25 protein-coding genes and 1 riboswitch are annotated in these 17,526 nt (G+C 65.0%); of the genes, 15 read left to right on the forward strand and 10 right to left on the reverse strand.

Annotation, left to right across the window (positions count from 1 at the left end; genetic code table 11):
* Window positions 1-70: 70 nt before the first annotated feature.
* Entirely contained in the window at window positions 71-613 is a 543-nt protein-coding gene (locus KRR38_RS24855; RefSeq protein ID WP_217406121.1) for a GNAT family N-acetyltransferase, read from the forward strand.
* A 215-nt stretch (window positions 614-828) separates the two neighbouring features.
* Complete coding sequence (locus KRR38_RS24860; protein WP_217406122.1) at window positions 829-1,602, forward strand: MipA/OmpV family protein; 774 nt, start codon at window positions 829-831, stop codon at window positions 1,600-1,602.
* 1 nt (window position 1,603) lies between these two features.
* Here the strand turns inward: KRR38_RS24860 and KRR38_RS24865 are convergent, their stop codons facing one another.
* Genes KRR38_RS24865 through KRR38_RS24885 form a run of 5 tightly spaced genes read right to left on the reverse strand, consistent with a single transcriptional unit; the run spans window position 1,604 to window position 4,283 of the window.
* Window positions 1,604-2,254, reverse strand: a complete 651-nt coding sequence (locus KRR38_RS24865) for a glutathione S-transferase family protein (protein WP_217406123.1) — start codon at window positions 2,252-2,254, stop codon at window positions 1,604-1,606.
* Complete coding sequence (locus KRR38_RS24870) at window positions 2,251-2,721, reverse strand: SRPBCC family protein (protein ID WP_217406124.1); 471 nt, start codon at window positions 2,719-2,721, stop codon at window positions 2,251-2,253. The genes KRR38_RS24865 and KRR38_RS24870 overlap by 4 nt, the downstream gene beginning before the upstream one ends.
* Entirely contained in the window at window positions 2,718-3,044 is a 327-nt protein-coding gene (locus KRR38_RS24875) for a helix-turn-helix transcriptional regulator (RefSeq protein ID WP_217406125.1), read from the reverse strand. Before KRR38_RS24875 ends, KRR38_RS24870 begins: the two co-directional genes overlap by 4 nt.
* 31 nt (window positions 3,045-3,075) lie before the next feature.
* Window positions 3,076-3,660 carry a uracil-DNA glycosylase family protein gene (locus KRR38_RS24880; protein WP_217406126.1) on the reverse strand — a complete coding sequence of 195 codons (585 nt, stop codon included), beginning with the start codon at window positions 3,658-3,660 and terminating at the stop codon, window positions 3,076-3,078.
* Window positions 3,657-4,283 carry an SOS response-associated peptidase family protein gene (locus KRR38_RS24885; protein ID WP_254514966.1) on the reverse strand — a complete coding sequence of 209 codons (627 nt, stop codon included), beginning with the start codon at window positions 4,281-4,283 and terminating at the stop codon, window positions 3,657-3,659. Before KRR38_RS24885 ends, KRR38_RS24880 begins: the two co-directional genes overlap by 4 nt.
* Window positions 4,284-4,411: 128 nt before the next feature.
* On the opposite strand from KRR38_RS24885, the gene KRR38_RS24890 reads away from it, so the two are divergent.
* The 5 genes from KRR38_RS24890 to aqpZ all read left to right on the forward strand — a co-directional run bounded on the left by KRR38_RS24890 (window position 4,412) and on the right by aqpZ (window position 8,947).
* Window positions 4,412-4,990, forward strand: coding sequence for a hypothetical protein (locus KRR38_RS24890; RefSeq protein WP_217406127.1), 579 nt, complete (start codon window positions 4,412-4,414; stop codon window positions 4,988-4,990).
* A gap of 78 nt (window positions 4,991-5,068) precedes the next feature.
* Window positions 5,069-5,208, forward strand: a riboswitch (TPP riboswitch).
* Between the two features lie 34 nt (window positions 5,209-5,242).
* Window positions 5,243-7,102, forward strand: a complete 1,860-nt coding sequence (gene thiC / locus KRR38_RS24895; protein WP_217406128.1) for a phosphomethylpyrimidine synthase ThiC — start codon at window positions 5,243-5,245, stop codon at window positions 7,100-7,102.
* A gap of 112 nt (window positions 7,103-7,214) precedes the next feature.
* Entirely contained in the window at window positions 7,215-7,658 is a 444-nt protein-coding gene (locus tag KRR38_RS24900; RefSeq protein ID WP_217406129.1) for a COG3650 family protein, read from the forward strand.
* Window positions 7,659-7,718: 60 nt separating this feature from the next.
* Window positions 7,719-8,144: an NAD(+)--rifampin ADP-ribosyltransferase gene (gene arr / locus KRR38_RS24905; protein ID WP_217406130.1), complete on the forward strand. Its 426-nt coding sequence runs from the start codon at window positions 7,719-7,721 to the stop codon at window positions 8,142-8,144.
* An 86-nt stretch (window positions 8,145-8,230) separates the two neighbouring features.
* Window positions 8,231-8,947, forward strand: a complete 717-nt coding sequence (aqpZ, locus tag KRR38_RS24910; protein ID WP_217406131.1) for an aquaporin Z — start codon at window positions 8,231-8,233, stop codon at window positions 8,945-8,947.
* A 179-nt stretch (window positions 8,948-9,126) separates the two neighbouring features.
* Here aqpZ and KRR38_RS24915 read toward each other — a convergent pair whose 3' ends face one another.
* Window positions 9,127-9,435: an alkylphosphonate utilization protein gene (locus KRR38_RS24915; RefSeq protein WP_217406132.1), complete on the reverse strand. Its 309-nt coding sequence runs from the start codon at window positions 9,433-9,435 to the stop codon at window positions 9,127-9,129.
* Between the two features lie 83 nt (window positions 9,436-9,518).
* Here KRR38_RS24915 and KRR38_RS24920 point away from each other — a divergent pair, with 83 nt between their 5' ends.
* Window positions 9,519-9,812, forward strand: a complete 294-nt coding sequence (locus KRR38_RS24920) for a YciI-like protein (protein ID WP_217406133.1) — start codon at window positions 9,519-9,521, stop codon at window positions 9,810-9,812.
* A gap of 6 nt (window positions 9,813-9,818) precedes the next feature.
* On the opposite strand, the gene KRR38_RS24925 is transcribed toward KRR38_RS24920, so the two are convergent.
* Window positions 9,819-11,030, reverse strand: a complete 1,212-nt coding sequence (locus tag KRR38_RS24925; RefSeq protein ID WP_217406134.1) for a DUF3644 domain-containing protein — start codon at window positions 11,028-11,030, stop codon at window positions 9,819-9,821.
* Window positions 11,031-11,653: 623 nt separating this feature from the next.
* Between KRR38_RS24925 and KRR38_RS24930 the strand changes: the two genes are divergently transcribed.
* Entirely contained in the window at window positions 11,654-12,280 is a 627-nt protein-coding gene (locus KRR38_RS24930) for a hypothetical protein (protein WP_217406135.1), read from the forward strand.
* 100 nt (window positions 12,281-12,380) lie between these two features.
* Here KRR38_RS24930 and KRR38_RS24935 read toward each other — a convergent pair whose 3' ends face one another.
* The gene (locus KRR38_RS24935; RefSeq protein ID WP_217406136.1) at window positions 12,381-12,665 is read right to left on the reverse strand and encodes a hypothetical protein; all 285 of its coding nucleotides are present in this window, start codon (window positions 12,663-12,665) and stop codon (window positions 12,381-12,383) included.
* Window positions 12,666-12,872: 207 nt separating this feature from the next.
* Here KRR38_RS24935 and KRR38_RS24940 point away from each other — a divergent pair, with 207 nt between their 5' ends.
* From KRR38_RS24940 to KRR38_RS24955, 4 genes are read left to right on the forward strand one after another with little or no spacing between them, the layout of a single operon-like run.
* On the forward strand, window positions 12,873-13,280 hold the full coding sequence (locus KRR38_RS24940) for a DUF1801 domain-containing protein (RefSeq protein ID WP_309141134.1): 408 nt from the start codon (window positions 12,873-12,875) through the stop codon (window positions 13,278-13,280).
* Entirely contained in the window at window positions 13,280-13,771 is a 492-nt protein-coding gene (locus KRR38_RS24945; protein ID WP_217406137.1) for a helix-turn-helix transcriptional regulator, read from the forward strand. The genes KRR38_RS24940 and KRR38_RS24945 overlap by 1 nt, the downstream gene beginning before the upstream one ends.
* Window positions 13,768-14,175 carry a VOC family protein gene (locus tag KRR38_RS24950; protein ID WP_217406138.1) on the forward strand — a complete coding sequence of 136 codons (408 nt, stop codon included), beginning with the start codon at window positions 13,768-13,770 and terminating at the stop codon, window positions 14,173-14,175. The genes KRR38_RS24945 and KRR38_RS24950 overlap by 4 nt, the downstream gene beginning before the upstream one ends.
* Window positions 14,172-14,564 carry a DUF1801 domain-containing protein gene (locus KRR38_RS24955; RefSeq protein ID WP_217406139.1) on the forward strand — a complete coding sequence of 131 codons (393 nt, stop codon included), beginning with the start codon at window positions 14,172-14,174 and terminating at the stop codon, window positions 14,562-14,564. Before KRR38_RS24950 ends, KRR38_RS24955 begins: the two co-directional genes overlap by 4 nt.
* Here KRR38_RS24955 and KRR38_RS24960 read toward each other — a convergent pair.
* The gene (locus KRR38_RS24960; protein ID WP_217406140.1) at window positions 14,561-15,061 is read right to left on the reverse strand and encodes a hypothetical protein; all 501 of its coding nucleotides are present in this window, start codon (window positions 15,059-15,061) and stop codon (window positions 14,561-14,563) included. The genes KRR38_RS24955 and KRR38_RS24960 overlap by 4 nt on opposite strands.
* Window positions 15,062-15,375: 314 nt before the next feature.
* Between KRR38_RS24960 and KRR38_RS24965 the strand changes: the two genes are divergently transcribed.
* Both KRR38_RS24965 and KRR38_RS24970 read left to right on the forward strand, forming a co-directional pair.
* Window positions 15,376-15,774: a 2'-5' RNA ligase family protein gene (locus KRR38_RS24965; RefSeq protein ID WP_217406141.1), complete on the forward strand. Its 399-nt coding sequence runs from the start codon at window positions 15,376-15,378 to the stop codon at window positions 15,772-15,774.
* Between the two features lie 37 nt (window positions 15,775-15,811).
* Complete coding sequence (locus KRR38_RS24970; protein ID WP_217406142.1) at window positions 15,812-16,567, forward strand: DUF72 domain-containing protein; 756 nt, start codon at window positions 15,812-15,814, stop codon at window positions 16,565-16,567.
* A gap of 1 nt (window position 16,568) precedes the next feature.
* Here KRR38_RS24970 and KRR38_RS24975 read toward each other — a convergent pair whose 3' ends face one another.
* Complete coding sequence (locus KRR38_RS24975) at window positions 16,569-17,453, reverse strand: toll/interleukin-1 receptor domain-containing protein (RefSeq protein ID WP_217406143.1); 885 nt, start codon at window positions 17,451-17,453, stop codon at window positions 16,569-16,571.
* Between the last annotated feature and the right edge of the window lie 73 nt (window positions 17,454-17,526).

Genomic DNA, 17,526 nt, shown 5'->3' on the forward strand with positions numbered 1-17,526 from the left:
CTACCCGCCTAACGATCCGCCACGCTTTCGGGGTTTGCCGGAGGGGGCGGATTGCGGCATGGCGTTGAAAATGAGCGACGAACCCCGGATCGAACCCGCCACGGGCGCCGAAGCGGCCGAGATTGCCGAGATCTACGCGCACCACGTCATCCACGGCACCGCGACCTTCGAGATCGAACCGCCCGACGCGGCCGAGATCGCCGCGCGGATGGAACGGTTGCACGCCGCGGGCATGCCCTGGCTGGTCGCCCGCGACGCCGCGGGCGTGCTGCTCGGCTACGCCTATGCCGGGCGCTACCACACCCGCGCCGCCTATCGCGATACGGTCGAGAACTCCGTCTATATCCGCCACGACAAGCTCGGGCAGGGCCTGGGCACTCGGTTGCTGGGGGCGCTCCTCGAGGAATGCGAAGCGCGCGGTGTGCGGCAGGTGATCGCGGGCATCGCCGCGACCGAGCCGTCGTCGGTCGCGCTCCACGCCAAGGCCGGCTTCGTCGAGGTGGGACGGCTGAGGAGCGTCGGCCGCAAGCACGGCAAGTGGATCGACGTTCTCTACATGCAGCGCGCGCTCGGCGATGGCGATACCTCGCCGCCCGCGGAGGAACCCGGCTGAACCCGTCTCTCGGAACGCTTGAGAACATTCGCGCGATCAGTGCGTTAAGCGGTGGAACATCCACTTTTCACACTGCGAGGATCATGCGCCGACTTCTCCCCGCCATCGCTTTGGCGGCCGCCCCCCTTTGCGCCCCGGCCTGCGCTGACGCCCAGGAGGTTCCCCCTCCAGCCGATCCGGCAAAGGCCGATACGCCCGCCCAAGCAGAGGCCGTAATGGCATCGAGCGTGTTCGACGGCGATTTCCTGGTGGTCGGGGTCGGCGCGGTGTCAATGCCGAGCTACGAAGGGTCCGACGACCGCAGGATCACGCCGGCGGGTGGAGTCTACGGCCGCGTTGCCGGCATCAACATCAGCCCGCGTGCGGCCGGCCTGGCGCTCAATTTCATCCCCGAACAGAAAGGCAAGCGGCTCACTTTCAACCTCGGCCCGGTCGCCCGCTATCGCTCGAACCGCTCCAGCCTGAACGGGATCAAGGACCCGGTCGTCCGGCGGCTGGGCAAGCTCGATGCGGTGATCGAAGGCGGCGCGACCGTCGGCATGACGCTGAAAGGCGTGATCAACGCCTATGACCGGATCTCGCTCGGCGCGGACTTCCGCTGGGACGTCTCGGGCAAGGGCGGCGGCCGCGTGATCGCGCCGGGCGTCACCTACTTCACCCCGGTCAGCAAGGGCCAGGTGATCGGCGCGCGCGTCGGCGCCGAATTCGTCGACCGCAAATATGCGCAATACAACTACGGCATCGACGCCGCCGGCAGCGCCGCCAGCGGCCTGCCGCAATATGTCGGCCGCGGCGGCTTCAAGGAATGGAACCTGGGCGCCTTCACCGCCTTCGACCTCGACGGCAACTTCCTCGACGGAGGTTTCGCGCTTGGCGCGGGCGTGCAGTATTCGCGGCTCCAGGGCAGCGCCGCCGAAACACCGATCACGGCGATCCGCGGCAAGCGAGGCCAGTTCTTCGCCGGCGCCGGCCTCGCTTACACGTTCTGAGTCAGGCTGCAGCCAGCTCGCCCACCTTCTCCCATGTCGTCGCCTGGACGCTCGGCCGCGCTTCCATCCGCGCGATCCAGGCCGAGAGGTTCGGATGCGGCGCGAGCAGCTCCTGCCCCTCGGCGAAGAGCGGCAGGAAGCAGAGATGGCAGATCAGGTGGATGTCGGCGAGGCTCACCGCGTCACCGGCCATGTAGGCGTCCTGGTCGAGCAGCCGCGCGATCTCGTCCACCGCGATCCTGGCATCGGGCAGCGCCGCGGCGATGGCCGCCTCGTCAACCGGCATGCCGAACTTGGGTGCGACCACGCGGCCGAAGGTCAGGCCGCCGCTGACGGTCTTGGCGACATAGCTGTCGACGATGTTGAGCATCTGGTCCATCCGCAGCAGCGACCGGGCATCGCCGGGCGCCAGCGAAGGCGAGGGTATGACCCGGTCGAGATAGCGCAGGAAGGCCTGCGTCTCGTAGAATTCCAGGCCGTCATGCTCGAAGGCCGGGATCTTGCCGAAGGGCTGCCGGCGCAGATAGTCGGGCGTCTTGTAAGTGCCGAAGGGCAGCGCCTGCAGGCGATAGGCGGCGCCTTTCTCCTCGAGCGCGATCAGCGGCGAGCGGACATAGGGGCTGCCGGGGATGCCGTGGACGATGAAGGTCATTGTGCGGACTCCTTGCTGTTGGCGTAGTTGGCATAGGCTTCGATATGGAAGGGCCAGCCTTCGCAGCCCCCGATGTTTTCGCGGACGGTGGGGGCGTCGCTGCCGAAGCGTTCGAGATCGCGGTGTTCGAGCGTCACCAGCGTGCCGTCGCCATCGGGAACGAAGCTCAGCTCCACCTCGGTCAGGAAGTTCGGATCGTAGCGGAATTTGGCATCGAGCTGCCAGCCGAGCAACAGCCGGTGCGGCGGGCTCCAGTCGATCACCTTGCCCCAGTCGATCTCCGTACCCTCGGCATCGCGTTCGAACCAGCGGCCGCCCGCCTGCGGTTCGATGACGATGGCGGCATGGGGTTCGCCCAGCGTCTTGCCCTTCTTCCACCATTCGCCGATCCCTTCGACGAACACGGCGAAGGCGCGCTCGGGCGCCAGCGCGACGCGGACCGTATGGATGACGGGGGCGATGCTCATTCCTTTTCCTCCTTCGCGAGATTGTTCGCGTAGTCTGCAAAATCATTCATGGCCTGGTGCCAGAAGCGGTCGAGCCAATCGCGCATGACGCCTATTCCTCTCGGATCGATGCGGTAGATCCGGCGCGTGCCCTCGGCGATCTCGCTGACGAGGCCGGCATCCTTGAGCACCTTCAGGTGTTGCGACACCGCGGGGCGGGAGACGGGCAGGCCTTCGGCGAGCCGGCCTACGGGCTGCGGCATTTCGGCCAGCTTCTCGAAGATCGCGCGCCGCGTCGGATCGGCGAGCGTCGAGAGGATGGCGGCGGCTGATTGGTTAGTCATGACTTACGGTTAGTTTTGACTTACCGACTCGTCAAGCGCCAATCGCCGCCGCCACTTGCCCGCGCAGATCGGGCAGTACTTCGGCTTCGAACCAGGGGTACTTGGCCATCCACAGCCGGCTGCGCCAGGCGGGATGGGGCAGGGGGAACAGGCCTTCAGGAAGCTCGGCGTAACGCTGCACGGCCTCGGTCATCAACTGCGCGAAACCGTGCGGCAGGTAGGCCGCCTGGGCATATTGCCCAACAAGTAAAGTAAGCTTGAGGTTTACCATATGGGCCAGAAGCGGCTCATGCCAGAGCGGCGCGCATTCCCGCCGCGGCGGGAGATCGCCGCCGTTCCCTTTGCCTGGATAGCAGAAGCCCATCGGCACCAGCGCGACCTTGTCGGGGTCGTAGAAGGTCTCGCGGTCGAGCCCCAGCCAGCCGCGCAGACGGTCGCCGCTGTCGTCGTCCCAGGGCACGCCGCTGGCGTGGACCTTGCTGCCCGGTGCCTGGCCGATGATGACTATCCGCGCGTCGACGCCCGCCTGGACGATTGGTCGCGGTCGAAAGCCCAGCCCCGCCTCGCAGACCCGGCAGGCGCGGATATCGGCGAGCAGGGCGGCAAGGTCGCTCATCCGCGCAGATCCATCAGCGAGGACGAATAGGGCGCGACAAGCTCCTGCGCGCGGTCCCAGCCGCCGTTCAGCCAGATGCTCTGCGCGCGCGGATCGGCGGGGAGGATAATGGGCATCGTATCGCGGCCGATCGAGCGCAGCGCGGCATTGGCCTCGCAGGTGACCAGCGCGAAGCTCGGCACTTCGCTGTCCTTCCACACCCCGGCGAGCGCGAATATCGGCTGATCGGCCAAGGTGAACCAGCACGACCGTCGCTTGCCCTCGACGTTCCGCCCTGCGCCCCATTCCATGAAGGCCGTCGCCGGGACCAGGCAGCGGAACTCGCTGTTGCGCAGGTTTCCGATCCAGAATGGACTTTCGAGATTGCGCACCGAAGCGATGCCCTGGCGCGGCGCCCCGCCTGCCGATGGCGGCGGCGGCACGCCCCAGAGCCTCGGAGTCATCCGCCGCGTCGGCTCTCCCGAGGGGCGCGGTCCGGCGACGAATTCGCGGCCCGTGGTGATCACCGGCGCGAACTGCCCGGGCGCGACGTGGCCGGCTTCCCACGGGTCCTCGCCCGCCCTCGCAGCGAAGCGGTCGGCGATCTGGTGAGCAGGCGCGTCGAGACGGTAGAGCATCGTCATGGGCGCTAGATGCGCGCTCCGCCCGTCCGGGGCAACGGCCGCTAAGCGACCATTTCGGAGCTTTGTCCCTCGGGGCCTGCAGGCGGTTCGCGCCTACATTCGCCGCCGGAACTGTCGGGGGACGGACAATGGCATTCGATCCGGAGAAATTCTACAATTCGCTGCGGCCGGGCCTGCTGGGGCCGACGCTGAGCCAGGGTGAAGTGGACGGCTGCAACGCCATCCTCGCCGCGATGGCCGGAACGCCGCGCGCCTATTGCGCCTATGCCCTGGCCACGGCCTTCCACGAGACCAACGCTACGATGCAGCCCGTGCGCGAGGCCTACTGGCTGTCCGAGACATGGCGGAAGAGCAACCTGCGATACTATCCGTGGTACGGCCGCGGTTATGTCCAGCTGACCTGGGAAGAAAACTACAAGCATGCCGACAAGGCACTTGGCCTCGGCGGGGCGCTGACTCAGGATCTGGAAAAGGCGCTCGAACCCGATATCGCCGCTCGGATCATGCGACGAGGGATGGAAGAGGGCTGGTTCGCCGGCGACTCGAAGGGGCGGCACACTTTGGCGCGGCACCTTCCGGAGCAAGGCGACGCCAGCGAGGCCGAGTTCATCGTGGCGCGCCGGATCATCAACGGCACCGACAAGAACAAGCTCGTCGCCCGCCATGCCCTGCAATTCCAGACAGCCCTGGCCAACGGCGGCTGGTAGCACAGCCCACCGCATGTCAGCCTGATCGCGCTTCGGAGCGCGGCGCGCTTGTCTGGCGGCTCCGTACAGTCTAGAACCCGCCCATCCCCGGGGAGCCTGCTCCCACTCCGATGTTTCGAGAGTGGGCAAAAACGTGGCTGAGAGGTGGGCGTAGCGCCCCACGACCCGTCGAACCTGAACCCGTTAGCACGGGCGGAGGGAAGGGTCGCTGACGTCAAGCGCTCCCGCCATTCGCCCACCTGAGGAGCGCATATGGCCGACATCAATTCCCGCCTCGAAATCGGCGTCACCACCGGACCGATCCGCGGCTCGAAGAAGATCCACGTCGGCCCGCTCAAGGTCGCCATGCGCGAGATCCACCTCGAGCCCACGTCGGGCGAACCGCCGGTGCGCGTCTATGACACCTCGGGTCCCTACACCGATCCGAACGTCACGATCGACATCGCCGCCGGCCTGCCGATGATCCGCCGCGACTGGCAGCTCGCCCGCGGCGACGTCGAGGAGTACGAGCCGCGCGAGGTCAAGCCCGAAGACAACGGCCAGCTCGGCCCCGACCGTTCGGGCGGCGTTCCCCCGTTCCCCACCGCGCTGCGCCGCCCGCTGCGCGCCAAGGCCGGCGCCAACCTCAGCCAGATGTTTTATGCCCGCCGCGGCATCATCACGCCCGAGATGGAATATGTCGCCGAGCGCGAGAACCTAGGCCGTGCCCGCCTTGCCGAATACAAGCGGGACGGTGAAAGCTTCGGCGCCTCGATCCCCGATTACGTGACGCCGGAATTCGTCCGTGACGAAGTCGCCCGCGGCCGCGCGATCATCCCGTCGAACGTCAACCACCCCGAGAGCGAGCCGATGGCGATCGGCCGCAACTTCCTGGTCAAGATCAACGCCAATATCGGCAACTCTGCCGTGGCGTCGGACGTCGCCAGCGAAGTCGACAAGATGGTCTGGTCGATCCGCTGGGGCGCCGACACCGTCATGGACCTCTCCACCGGCCGCAATATCCACGACACGCGCGAATGGATCATCCGCAACAGCCCCGTGCCGATCGGCACCGTGCCGATCTACCAGGCGCTCGAGAAGGTCGGCGGCATCGCCGAGGACCTGACGTGGGAGATCTTCCGCGACACCTTGATCGAACAGGCCGAGCAGGGCGTCGACTACTTCACGATCCACGCCGGCGTGCGCCTGCCCTACGTGCCGCTCGCCGCCAAGCGGATGACCGGCATCGTCAGCCGCGGCGGCTCGATCATGGCCAAGTGGTGCCTGGCGCATCACAAGGAGTCCTTCCTCTACGATCGCTTCGACGAGATCACCGAGATCATGAAGGCCTACGACGTCGCCTATTCGCTCGGCGACGGCCTGCGCCCCGGCTCGATCTACGATGCCAACGACGAGGCTCAGTTCGCCGAACTCTACACCCTGGGCGAGCTGACCAAGCGCGCCTGGGCGCAGGACGTCCAGGTAATGATCGAAGGCCCCGGCCACGTGCCGATGCACAAGATCAAGGAGAACATGGAAAAGCAGCTCGAGGCCTGCGGCGAAGCGCCGTTCTACACGCTCGGGCCGCTGACCACCGACATCGCGCCGGGCTACGACCACATCACCAGCGGCATCGGCGCCGCGCAGATCGGCTGGTACGGCACGGCGATGCTCTGCTACGTCACGCCCAAGGAGCACCTCGGCCTGCCCGACCGCGACGACGTCAAGGTCGGCGTCGTCACCTACAAGCTGGCCGCCCACGCGGCGGACCTCGCCAAGGGCCACCCGGCGGCCCAGGTCCGCGACGATGCGCTGAGCAAGGCGCGGTTCGAGTTCCGCTGGCGCGACCAGTTCAACCTGTCGCTCGATCCCGATACGGCCGAGAAGTACCACGACCAGACCCTGCCGGCCGAAGGCGCCAAGTCGGCGCACTTCTGCTCGATGTGCGGGCCCAAGTTCTGCTCGATGAAGATCAGCCAGGAAGTCCGCGAATTCGCCCGCCTGCAGAACCAGCCCTCCGACGGCTTCGTCGCCGCCGAGGAGGCCGAAAAGGGCATGGCGGAAATGAGCAAGGTCTACGACGAAGGCGGCCGCGAACTCTACATCGGCGCCGGCGACCGCGAGCACGACTGATATCCCAAACCCGGACTCGGCCGGCGCATTAGGCGCTTGTCGAGTGCCGGGAGCGGGACCATACCGGGAGATCGCGGGGGCGCGGGTGGTTGAAAACAAGGGGGGAATTCCGATGCGTGCACTGCTGATCCTCTCGCCGCTGCTCCTCGCCGCCTGCAACGGTCACGGCGGCGACGCGAAGGACCCGACCGGTACCAACGGCACCACGGCGACCAACTACACGGGCATCGGCAAGGACGAGACGCTGCACTTCACCGGCACCGAGCCGTTCTGGGGCGGCTCGCTGACCGACGGCGCGCTGACCTACACCACGCCCGACAACCCGACCGGCACGGTGATCCCGGTCCGCCGCTTCGCCGGCAACAACGGCCTCGCCTATTCGGGCGCGCTGGGCGCCCACGCGCTCGACATGGCCGTGACCGACGCGCCGTGCAGCGACGGCATGTCCGACCGCACCTATCCCTTCACCGTCTCGCTCCAGATCGGCGACGAGCAGCGCAAGGGCTGCGGCTGGACCGACAAGCGCGGGTTCACCGAGAAGAAGAAGAAGGCCTGAACGCAGCGTCGCATCCGTAACCCCAATCTATGGGGCAAATAAAAACGGAGCAGCGCACCGATGACGTCACCGCATGACGAACCGACGAACGATGGGCCGACCACCTTCTACCACGGCACCAAGGCCGACCTTAGACCGGGCGACCTGATCGCAGTCGGCCACAAGTCCAACTTCGACATCCTCAAAAAGCTGTCCTGGGTCTATTTCACCGCGACGCTCGACGCGGCGACCTGGGGTGCGGAGCTGGCCAAGGGCGAAGGCCGGGGCCACATCTACATCGTCGAGCCCACCGGCGAATGGTTCGACGATCCCAACCTCACCGACAAGAAGTTCCCCGGCAACCCGACCAAAAGCTACCGCAGCCGCGCGCCGCTGCGCATCATCGGCGAAGTGGCCGAATGGCAGGGCCACGCGCCCGAAGTGCTACAGGCGATGCTGGACGGGCTCGAGCGGCTGAAGCAGCAGGGCGCCGAGATCATCGACTGAAAACACCGCCATATAGGTAGTTTCCTTGCTTTCCCGGCGGGCGGGGCTGCGATAGCCTCGCCCCCGGGGAATTGAAGGAGAGGAATATGCGGAACCTTGCGGCCGAATTCTTCGGCACTTTCTGGCTCGTTTTCGGCGGCTGCGGATCGGCGGTGCTCGCCGCGGCCTTTCCCGAGCTCGGCATCGGCTTCGCCGGCGTCGCGCTGGCTTTCGGCCTCACCGTGCTGACCATGGCCTATGCCGTCGGCGGCATATCGGGCGGGCATTTCAACCCGGCGGTGTCGCTCGGCCTCGCCGTGGCGAACCGCTTCGCCTGGAAGGACCTGATCCCCTACTGGATCGCCCAGGTCGTCGGCGCGATCGTCGCGGGCGGGGTGCTATACTGCATCGCCTCGGGCAAGCCGGGGTTCGAGCCCGGCGGCTTCGCCTCGAACGGCTATGGCGACCTGTCGCCCGGCCACTATTCGCTGCAATCGGCGGCCTTAATCGAGATCGTCCTGACCGCGGGCTTCCTCATCGTCATCCTCGGCTCGACCTCGCGCGTCGCCCCTCCGGGCTTCGCCCCGCTGGCGATCGGCCTGGCGCTGACCCTGATCCACCTGATCTCGATCCCGGTGACCAACACCTCGGTCAACCCGGCACGCTCGCTGGGCGTCGCCCTGTTCGCGACGACCGACGCGCTGGGCCAGGTATGGCTGTTCTGGGTCGCGCCGCTGCTGGGCGCACTGATCGGCGGCGGCATCTGGCGCTTCGTGCTGAGCCCCGGCGAGAGCCCGGCCAACATCGGCCAGCCGGTGGACTAGGGAACGACCAACTTCGCCCAAGCCCAAGTTCGTCACCCCGGACTTGATCCGGGGTCCCGCTTGTTGCGTTCAGCCGCGAGGCCACGAAGGCAGCGGGATCCCGGGTCGAGCCCGGGATGACGATCCAGCAGAATGATCGTAGCGGGCAGATGGCGCCGGTGCGATCTGACGCCGGGCGTTCAGCGCTTGCGGACGAATTCCGCGCGCAGCACGAGCCCCTTGATACCGTCGAACCGGCAGTCGATTTCCTGCGCGTCGCCGGTGAGCCGGATCGACTTGATCACCGTCCCCTGCTTGAGCGTCCGCCCCGCGCCCTTGACCTCGAGGTCCTTGATCAGCGTCACCTGATCGCCATCGGCGAGGACGTTGCCCACCGCATCGCGCACTTCGACCGTATCGGCGGCGGCGCGCTTGGCCGCCAGTTCGGACGCCGGCATCCATTCGCCGCTGTCCTCGTCGAACTGGTAGTCTTCGTCATCGCTGGGCATGGGTGGCTCCTGTCGGGGCACCTCTGGCAGGCGGGTGCCACTTTGGCCAGCCTGCGCCGCCGCCGGCGTGCTAGAAGGCCGGCATGAAACACTACCTGCTGATCTATCACCTCGCCCCCGACTACCTCGACCGCCGCCCGCAGTTCCGCGAGGCGCACCTGGCGCTGGCCAAGGAAGCGGTGGCGCGCGGCGAACTGCTCCTGGGCGGCGCCCTCGCCCCCGCCGACCGCGCGATGCTGCTGTTCGCCGGCGAGGACAGCAGTGCGGCCGAACGTTTTGCGGAAAGCGATCCCTATGTGGCGAACGGGCTGGTCGAGCGCTGGGAAGTGCGGGGGTGGACGACGGTTGTGGGCGAAGGGGCGGCGGTGGCGCTGTAGGGTCGGTTATTTTTGTTTTGGATCGAAACCTCGCAATGCTTTAAGTTCGTCGGGATTGTTGGCTATATTAATCAGAAAGTCGACCCATTTATCTGAGTATGTATAATCTCTATGTGCAGCGTGATAGTAGCAGAAATCTTTTTTGCAATCATCCGGCTTTTTTGCTTTATTACGCGGTCTTACGCCAAATTTTTTCCAAGCTAGCTGGTGGTCATGTGATGTGAAATTTGCATCACAGGCCTCATTGATTTTCTGTAAAACGGCGGTTGGTTTGTATGGCCATAGCTCATCTCCAACGACCTTTTTAGTCAAAATATTGGATAATTTTTCGGATTCTTTGTTGTTTTCCGTGAAAACTATGTGGGAATCGCCTTTTGTTGCTTTTTCAAATGTGTAGTTAACTTTGAACTTGTAGCTTGGTCCTTCATTTCCGGTCTCCTCAATTGCTTGACTGATCTGTTGGTCAATTGCTTCAATTGCTGGTGACAAGTCGTATTTTTGCAAATGGGCTAGCTGATTGAGCTGCATTTTTCCGAACTGAAGGGACAGCGAAAGAGTTTGCTCTAGACCTGCATTTTCTCCAAAAAGCTTCCTAATAGTCTGATCAAAATTGAGGCAATTTGCCTGAAATAGAGGCCAGTACAGCCTGCCAACAGAGGATAGCATGGTGTGTTCAACGCTATCTCTTAGGGTTTTGACCGCTAAAAGGTTTTTCTTTACGTCAGTATTTAGAGGGCAGTCCTCTCTATTGAGAATTTGGCTCAATAGCAGGGAGTTTCCATTGGCGTCTGTGATGGAAATTCCTTTAAGATCATAATACTCATGAAGAAGATATGTCCAGGCTATTTGACTCAGGACGGGAAATATTTCAATCTTGAAGAGAATAGATGGGCTATTGAATATCTGAACCGCGGAAATCATGGCTTCTCGGGCGCGAAATATTCGTTCATCATCTATGGGAGATAGTCCACTCTTTAGGTCGACTAGGGATTTTTCGTATTTATACCTGGAAACTTCATCATCAGAAGCCGCCTCAACATCCCAATTCGCTGATCCTGCCAGGCGCCCCGGATTGATCGTTGGAGTGCGGCCAGTGTTGATCAGCTGTTGGACATTTTGGTACGCTATCCCATCCAACAAGAGCTTCTTTGCAAGTCGTCGCTCGCGGTCAGTGAGAGCGGGTGTTCTCATCGGGCAAGTAGCAGGCGGCAGGCCCACTCTTCATCGTTCCACCTTGTGGCAAAAGCGTCATGCACCTCGAACCAACTCCCATCATTTCCCGCACCATGATTTTGTCCCATGCATGAGCATTGGCATTCATGGCCGACAGCATTCATGCACGCAGGGGCGCATTTTTCCTGTTCTCGAAATGGTTGAATTATATAAACTTTTCCAAAGTGTTTCAGTGATCTGTCTATAAAATCGTTGAACCAAGCCTTCGGTATTTCCCAGTAACGTAGGCCATTAAGCCATACGGGGCGCGTCGATCGTCCGTTTCGCAACCAATCTCGATTGCCATCTGAGTAGGGCAAGCGAAGGCGGTGCTGCTGACCTCTCTTGGTGCGTCTGATAATTACCGGAATCGCAGTTTGTCGCCAAATTCTCCGTAATTCTTCATCGTTACGGCGCATATCATGCACTCCATCACGATATGCTTTAGCAATTCTCAAATGCGCGTGAAATCGCATTCAGACCAAATCGCACACATATATGAACCGTTTTGGCGGGTTTCCCGTCAGTCTTGCCGGCTAAAAGAACAAGGTAACGGGAGCGCGAGGGCGATGGCCCTCGCATCTGAAAACCCTTTCCTACACCCCCCATCCTGTGCCTTATCCTGCCCGATGAAGCACGAAGCCCTCCTCCCGCCGGGCGAGCCGCTCGCCTCTGACCTCACCGCCGATGAAACCCGCCCCGGCGACCGCTGGGATGCGCCGAAGATGGCGGCGTTCCTGCGCCAGCTTTCGGCCACCCATTCGGTCAGCGCCGCGGCGCGGTCGGTGGGGATGAGCCGGCAGTCGGCCTATCGGCTGCGGTCGCGGCTGAAGGGTGGGGCGTTCGACCTCGCCTGGGACGTCGCCTTCCACCACTCCTACGACAACCTCGCCCATGCCGCGCTCGAGCGGGCCTTGAACGGCGTCGAGATCCCGGTGTTCCACCGCGGCGAGCAGATCGGTTCCTATCGCAAGTACGACGAGCGGCTGACCCTGCGTCTGCTGGCGCTGAGCACGCAGCGCGGCAACGTGCCGGTGCTCGGTCGCCGCGGACCCGAGGCCGAGCTGCACGCGCGGCGGTTCGATGCGCTGGTGGCCGAAGTGGAGATGGGCGAGGGCGACGAGGTCCCGCTCGCCGATCCCGGCCCGGCGGCCGAGGGCGAGCTGATACATATTCACTCCCTTGATCCGTCCGCTCCGTCCGAGGCCGATATTATCGCGGCCTTGCAGGAGCTTGAGGGCGAAGAGGGCGGGTGACAGGGTGTAACTTGTGTCACCCTGCGCGGGTGTCTGGCATGCCGTCGAACTGTGGCAGGTCAGATGAGGCGGGAAAGCCGGGCCTTCCCGCCTCGCAGGATCAGCGGACGGCGACTTCCGCGGCGTTCGCCCTGGCCTCGCTCAGCGAGAAGGCGACCTGCTTGCCGTTGTATTCGCCCGAGACGCGCTGGCCGCGCACGACGAGGCGGAAGGGTGTCTGCCGGTCGGCCTTGCCGGTGATGACGGTGCGGTTCTTCTCGGTCTTGACGGAATATTCGTAGGTCACGCCGTCGCGTTCGATGGTTTCGGCCTGGGCCAGGGCAGGCAAGGCGATCGCGCTTGCTGCAAGCGCGAAGATGCTGGCGGTCTTGAGGTTGAACAACATGGCATCGATCCTTGCTAGAGAGGATAATGCCCCGGGCATCCGTATGTTCTGAGTTATGTGTATCACTGCTGCACTGCAGCGCAATTGCATAGTGCGGCACGGCAAGTGCGGGTCGCGCAACGAGACGGATCGGTGTCCGAAGCGGCTTCGGGCTTGGCGCGGCGGCTGGGCGGGCTAGAAAGGAAGGGAATCGAAAAGGGTTAGGCGGTGAACGAACCGGTGCTCCTCTCAGGCGGCAACCCTCAGATCGCCAAGGGTGACGGCGACGCCGTCGTCCAAGCCTATATCGCCGCGATGCCGGGCTGGAAGCGGGGCATCGGGCAGCGGCTCGATGCGATCATCTCGGCCGCGGTGCCGGGCGTGCGCAAGGCGGTGCGGTGGAACACGCCGTTCTATGGCGCGCCCGATAGCGACGGCTGGTTCCTCGCCTTCCACTGCGTCACCAAATACGTGAAAGTGAACTTCTTCCGCGGTGCCTCGCTCGATCCGGTGCCGCCGGTCGCCTCGAAGCAGGCCGAGGTGCGTTACTTCCACGTCCACGAGGACGGGTTCGATGAGGCCCTGTTCGCGAGCTGGGTCCGGCAGGCGGCCGCCTTGCCCGGCACGCGCTATTGATGACCGCGGTTTCCGGCCAGGACCCGCTGCTGCTGCGCCGCCTGCTGCGCGCCCGCGACCGAATGGACGCGCTCAGCCACGAGGACTGGCCGGTGGAGCGGCTGGCGGCGGTCAGCGGCGTTTCGGAGGCGCATTTCGCCCGCTCGTTCAAGGAGGCCTTCGGCGTACCGCCGCACCGCTATCTGCTGACGCGCCGGATCGAGCGGGCCAAGGCGCTGCTCCGCGACACCGACCTGGCCGTGACTGCGGTGGCTTTCGAGAGCGGGTGGAACAGCCTCGGCACCTTCGGCCGCACCTTCCGCGACGTGACCGGCGAGAGCCCGGGCGCGTTCCGGCTGCGCGAGAAGGCGATCGAGCATCGGTTGGGACAGGTGCCTGCCTGCTATCTCTCCGCCGCGCACCGGCCCGACCTCACCTTAGCAGTTTCGGAGAAGCGCCGGCAGGAGGCGGACGATAGAGGCAGCGGGACACAAGTGATGGAGGTCCCATGAGTGAAGCAATCCAGGTGGTCGGGCTCTATGTGCGCGACCAGGACGAGGCGCACGATTTCTACGTCGGCAAGCTGGGCTTTCGCGTCCACACCGATCAGCGCAACGGCGATTACCGCTGGCTGACGGTGCAGCACCCGGAGCAGCCGCAGTTCCAGCTCGGCTTGTTCCGCCCGCAGGCGCCGATGCACGATCCGGCCACGGCGCAGGCGCTCAGCGAACTCGTCGCCAAGGGGGCGATGCCGCCGCTGGTCATGGCGGTCGACGATTGCCGCGCGACCTATGAGAGGTGGCGCGCCGCGGGCGTGGAGTTCACCCAGGAACCGATCGCGCGCTATGGCAATGTCGACGCCAACTTCCGCGATCCCTCGGGGAACGGCTGGAAGATCATCGAGGAGGGCGCATGAGCGAAGCAGCCGAACAGATTGACGCCAAGCTCGCCGGTTTGGGCGACTGGCGCGGGGAGGCGCTGACGCGGATGCGCGGTTTGATCCGCGAGGCCGTGCCCGAGGTGGTCGAGACGGTCAAATGGGTGAAGCCCTCGAACCCCTCGGGCGTGCCCTGCTGGGAGCACGCCGGGCTGATCTGCACGGGCGAGGTCTACAAGAGCTACGTCAAGCTGACCTTCGCCCAGGGTGCGGCGCTAGAGGATCCGCAGGGCCTGTTTAACGCGGGCTTCGGCGGCGGCACGCGGCGGGCGATCGACATCCGCGAGGGCGAGGCGGTCGATGTGGCGGCGTTCAAGGAACTGGTGCGCGAGGCGGCGGCGCTCAACGCGGCGAAGAAGGAGCGCTAGAGCGCCGGGGCTGCGGGGTCGACCGTGGGTTCGGCTTCGCGTTCCGCGGGTTCGGCGGCGGCCGATCGGGCCTCGCCGGCGGCGGCCTGGGCATCGCGTTCGGCATTCCGCGCTTCGGCTGCCTCGTCCATCGGCGTCTTGGGCCAGGTCACGATCTTCATCTGCGATGGCGGCTGGGCCTCGGCTTCAGGCTCGGGCGGCGGCAGGGGTTCGGGGACGTAGTCGGCATATTGCAGCCGGGCATAGGCCGCCGCCTCGCGCTCTGCCGCGCGGCGCTTCCAGGTCGGCGTGCGGTCGACGAACCAGTTTGGGCTGAGGTCCTGCGGCCCGTAGTCGACGATCCGCTGCGGGTCCTTGCTGTAGATCGGATCGGGCCGCGCGCTGCGCCAGCTCGGTTCGGGCGGCGGGGTCATCGTCGGGTGGGCCGCGATGCCGAGCAGCATCCCGACGAGGGGACCGCCGATCACCGCGGTCAGGATCATGTTGCGCGCCTGCATGACGTCGTCTCCTGTCACCGCCCGCGGAAAAAACGCGGGGCGCGGCGAGGGGTTCCGGGTCGCGGCGTGAGAGAGTCGAGACGACAGCAAAAATGGGCTTGAACGAATCGGCTGGCGATGAGAACATTTAGAGAACATAAATCGGAGTATGTGCGATGTCCGGCAGAATTCCCCGACCGTCCCGCCCTTGGCAGCCCAAGCAGTCGCAGCCAAAGCGGCCGCTCTACCTGCAAGTGAAACCTGGCCCTGACACAGTATCTCAAATCGCGGCTTTGCCTCGCAACGACGGCAGCCGGGAGGCTGGCCTGCTGCATATGACCGTGCTGGCTCTCGTCGACCTCGCCGAATGGCCCGAAGACTTCATTCCGGCGTTCCACCGCACGATGGAAGGCTTCGAAGCCGGGGTCTTCGACGTCCAGTTCGATCGCATCGTCGAACGCAAGGCGGTGACCCTGCGCGGCAGCAAGCGGCAGAAGGGTGCGCTGGCGTTGCAATGGCTACTGCGCGCGCATTTCGAGGCGCGCGATTTCCGCTTCTTCGGCGCCGCGCCGGACCCGCATGTCACGATCAACTACAAGGGCGACGGGCTGGGCAACGAGGCGATTGCGCCGATCGGCTGGACGGTCGAGGACATCATTCTGGTCGAAAGCGTTTACGGCCAGGCGACGCATATCGAACATGGACGTTGGCCGCTGCGGCGCAGGCTGCTCTAAGGTCGCGCGGACGAGCATCAGGACAAGGATCGAACCGATGAGCGGCAAGGCAGGCAACATCCACGTCGGCGTCGGCGGCTGGACCTTCGAGCCGTGGCGGGGGGTGTTCTATCCCGAGAAGTGGCCCAAGGCGAAGGAGCTCGACTATGCCGGTCAGCACCTGACCGGGATCGAGGTCAACGGCACCTTCTATTCGAGCCAGAAGCCCGCAAGCTTTATGAAGTGGCGCGATGCCGTGCCCGAGGGCTTCGTGTTCACGCTCAAGGCCAACCGCTTCTGCGTCAACCGCCGCGTCTTGGCCGAGGCCGGGGAGTCCATCGGGCGCTTCGTCGGGCAGGGCATTACGGAACTCGGGCCCAAGCTCGGCCCGATTCTCTGGCAGCTCGCCGCGACCAAGAAGTTCGATGCCGGGGACATGGCCGCCTTCCTTGCGCTGATGCCCAAGGAGCAGGACGGCATCCGCCTGCGCCACGCGATCGAGCCGCGCCACGAAAGCTTCGACGATCCGGCCTTCTTCGAGATGTGCCGCAAGGCAGGCGTCGCCGTGGTCTATGCCGAGGCCGAGAAGTATCCGCGCTTCGACGAGCAGACTGCGGACTTCACTTATGCGCGCATCCAGAACGCACAGGAGGACCTCGGGGCCGGCTATACCGATGCCGAGCTCGACCGACTGGCCGACCAGGCGCGCACCTGGGCCAAAGGCGGGCGCGACGTGTTTGTGTTCTTCATCGCCGGCGACAAGGTGCGTAATCCGGCTGCGGCGATGGCGCTGATCGCACGGCTGAAGGACTAGGCTACTTGGCCCGGAAGCCGGCCAGTGCGACGAGTACGAGGAGCGCGAGGGTGATCACCGTCGACGCGGCGAAGTTGACGATCAGGCTCCAGCTTGGCTCGGCGTGGTTGGTCAACGTGTAGACGACGAAGGAGACGAGCGTGCCCGTCGCCGACAGACCCACCGCCGACCAGCCGAACTTGCGCCTGGCCTCCTCCATCAGCGGCAGCGCGTTGAGCGTCAGCGCCCCTGCGAGAATGATCGCGATGAAGGGCACGGCCGAGGCGAGCGGGGTGAAGCCTGCCGCGATCAGGCTTTCGCCCAGCGCGTTGCCCGCCCGCAGCGCAGCGCAGAACGCGAGCGTGACGAAGGCGCCCGACAGTAGCAGCATTGCGAGCGCGGCCGCTTTCAGCCGATCAAGCCGCCGCTGCGCGACCGAGCCGGGCACGTCGATCGCCAGCACCTTGGCGAGGCGGTTGACGTCGAATTCCCAGCGCTCGTCGGTGACGGTTATAGCATTGCGCCGCGACAGGTCGCCGAGCGTGTCGGGCAGTTCGCCGGGGCGCGGCATGGCGGCATTGCCGATCAGCACCGGTATCACCGGGATCGCGCTGCGCAGCGCCGCGGCGATCTCGCGGATCACGTAGTCGCCGGGATCGTCGAGCCGGCGGGCGCCCTCGGCATTGGTGGCGCTGCTCCAGCGATCGCCGATGACCACGACCAGCGCGCCCGATTCCGCCAGCTTCTCGTCGATCACCCGCTCGAAATCGTCGCCGTAATCGATGCCGGTGACGTCGCGGAAGACGCGGCCCGGGCCGAAATAAGCGGTCAGGCTGTCGGCCAGCCGACCCGCGAAACCGCCGGCGTCGTCGCGGCGGTAGTTGATGAAGATCTTGTCTTTCTGCATCGGCGCCTCCCCGCAGGCTCGGCGGTTGTGCGCGATCCACCCTGCGAGGGCAAGCTTGCGCCGCGCCCCGCCG

Source organism: Novosphingobium sp. G106 (genome assembly GCF_019075875.1).
In the GTDB taxonomy this organism is placed as follows: domain Bacteria; phylum Pseudomonadota; class Alphaproteobacteria; order Sphingomonadales; family Sphingomonadaceae; genus Novosphingobium.

Coding starts and splice junctions, on each gene's coding strand:
- KRR38_RS24900 (WP_217406129.1), top strand. CDS start 7,215: ATGCGTGCACTGCTGATCCTCTCGCCGCTGCTCCTCGCCGCCTGCAAC.
- KRR38_RS24870 (WP_217406124.1), bottom strand. CDS start 2,721: ATGAGCATCGCCCCCGTCATCCATACGGTCCGCGTCGCGCTGGCGCCC.
- KRR38_RS24945 (WP_217406137.1), top strand. CDS start 13,280: ATGACCGCGGTTTCCGGCCAGGACCCGCTGCTGCTGCGCCGCCTGCTG.
- arr (WP_217406130.1), top strand. CDS start 7,719: ATGACGTCACCGCATGACGAACCGACGAACGATGGGCCGACCACCTTC.
- KRR38_RS24965 (WP_217406141.1), top strand. CDS start 15,376: ATGACCGTGCTGGCTCTCGTCGACCTCGCCGAATGGCCCGAAGACTTC.
- KRR38_RS24915 (WP_217406132.1), bottom strand. CDS start 9,435: ATGCCCAGCGATGACGAAGACTACCAGTTCGACGAGGACAGCGGCGAA.
- KRR38_RS24875 (WP_217406125.1), bottom strand. CDS start 3,044: ATGACTAACCAATCAGCCGCCGCCATCCTCTCGACGCTCGCCGATCCG.
- KRR38_RS24955 (WP_217406139.1), top strand. CDS start 14,172: ATGAGCGAAGCAGCCGAACAGATTGACGCCAAGCTCGCCGGTTTGGGC.
- KRR38_RS24865 (WP_217406123.1), bottom strand. CDS start 2,254: ATGACCTTCATCGTCCACGGCATCCCCGGCAGCCCCTATGTCCGCTCG.
- thiC (WP_217406128.1), top strand. CDS start 5,243: ATGGCCGACATCAATTCCCGCCTCGAAATCGGCGTCACCACCGGACCG.
- KRR38_RS24970 (WP_217406142.1), top strand. CDS start 15,812: ATGAGCGGCAAGGCAGGCAACATCCACGTCGGCGTCGGCGGCTGGACC.
- KRR38_RS24880 (WP_217406126.1), bottom strand. CDS start 3,660: ATGAGCGACCTTGCCGCCCTGCTCGCCGATATCCGCGCCTGCCGGGTC.
- KRR38_RS24890 (WP_217406127.1), top strand. CDS start 4,412: ATGGCATTCGATCCGGAGAAATTCTACAATTCGCTGCGGCCGGGCCTG.
- KRR38_RS24950 (WP_217406138.1), top strand. CDS start 13,768: ATGAGTGAAGCAATCCAGGTGGTCGGGCTCTATGTGCGCGACCAGGAC.
- KRR38_RS24975 (WP_217406143.1), bottom strand. CDS start 17,453: ATGCAGAAAGACAAGATCTTCATCAACTACCGCCGCGACGACGCCGGC.
- KRR38_RS24960 (WP_217406140.1), bottom strand. CDS start 15,061: ATGCAGGCGCGCAACATGATCCTGACCGCGGTGATCGGCGGTCCCCTC.
- KRR38_RS24855 (WP_217406121.1), top strand. CDS start 71: ATGAGCGACGAACCCCGGATCGAACCCGCCACGGGCGCCGAAGCGGCC.
- aqpZ (WP_217406131.1), top strand. CDS start 8,231: ATGCGGAACCTTGCGGCCGAATTCTTCGGCACTTTCTGGCTCGTTTTC.
- KRR38_RS24920 (WP_217406133.1), top strand. CDS start 9,519: ATGAAACACTACCTGCTGATCTATCACCTCGCCCCCGACTACCTCGAC.
- KRR38_RS24860 (WP_217406122.1), top strand. CDS start 829: ATGGCATCGAGCGTGTTCGACGGCGATTTCCTGGTGGTCGGGGTCGGC.
- KRR38_RS24885 (WP_254514966.1), bottom strand. CDS start 4,283: ATGACGATGCTCTACCGTCTCGACGCGCCTGCTCACCAGATCGCCGAC.
- KRR38_RS24930 (WP_217406135.1), top strand. CDS start 11,654: ATGAAGCACGAAGCCCTCCTCCCGCCGGGCGAGCCGCTCGCCTCTGAC.
- KRR38_RS24935 (WP_217406136.1), bottom strand. CDS start 12,665: ATGTTGTTCAACCTCAAGACCGCCAGCATCTTCGCGCTTGCAGCAAGC.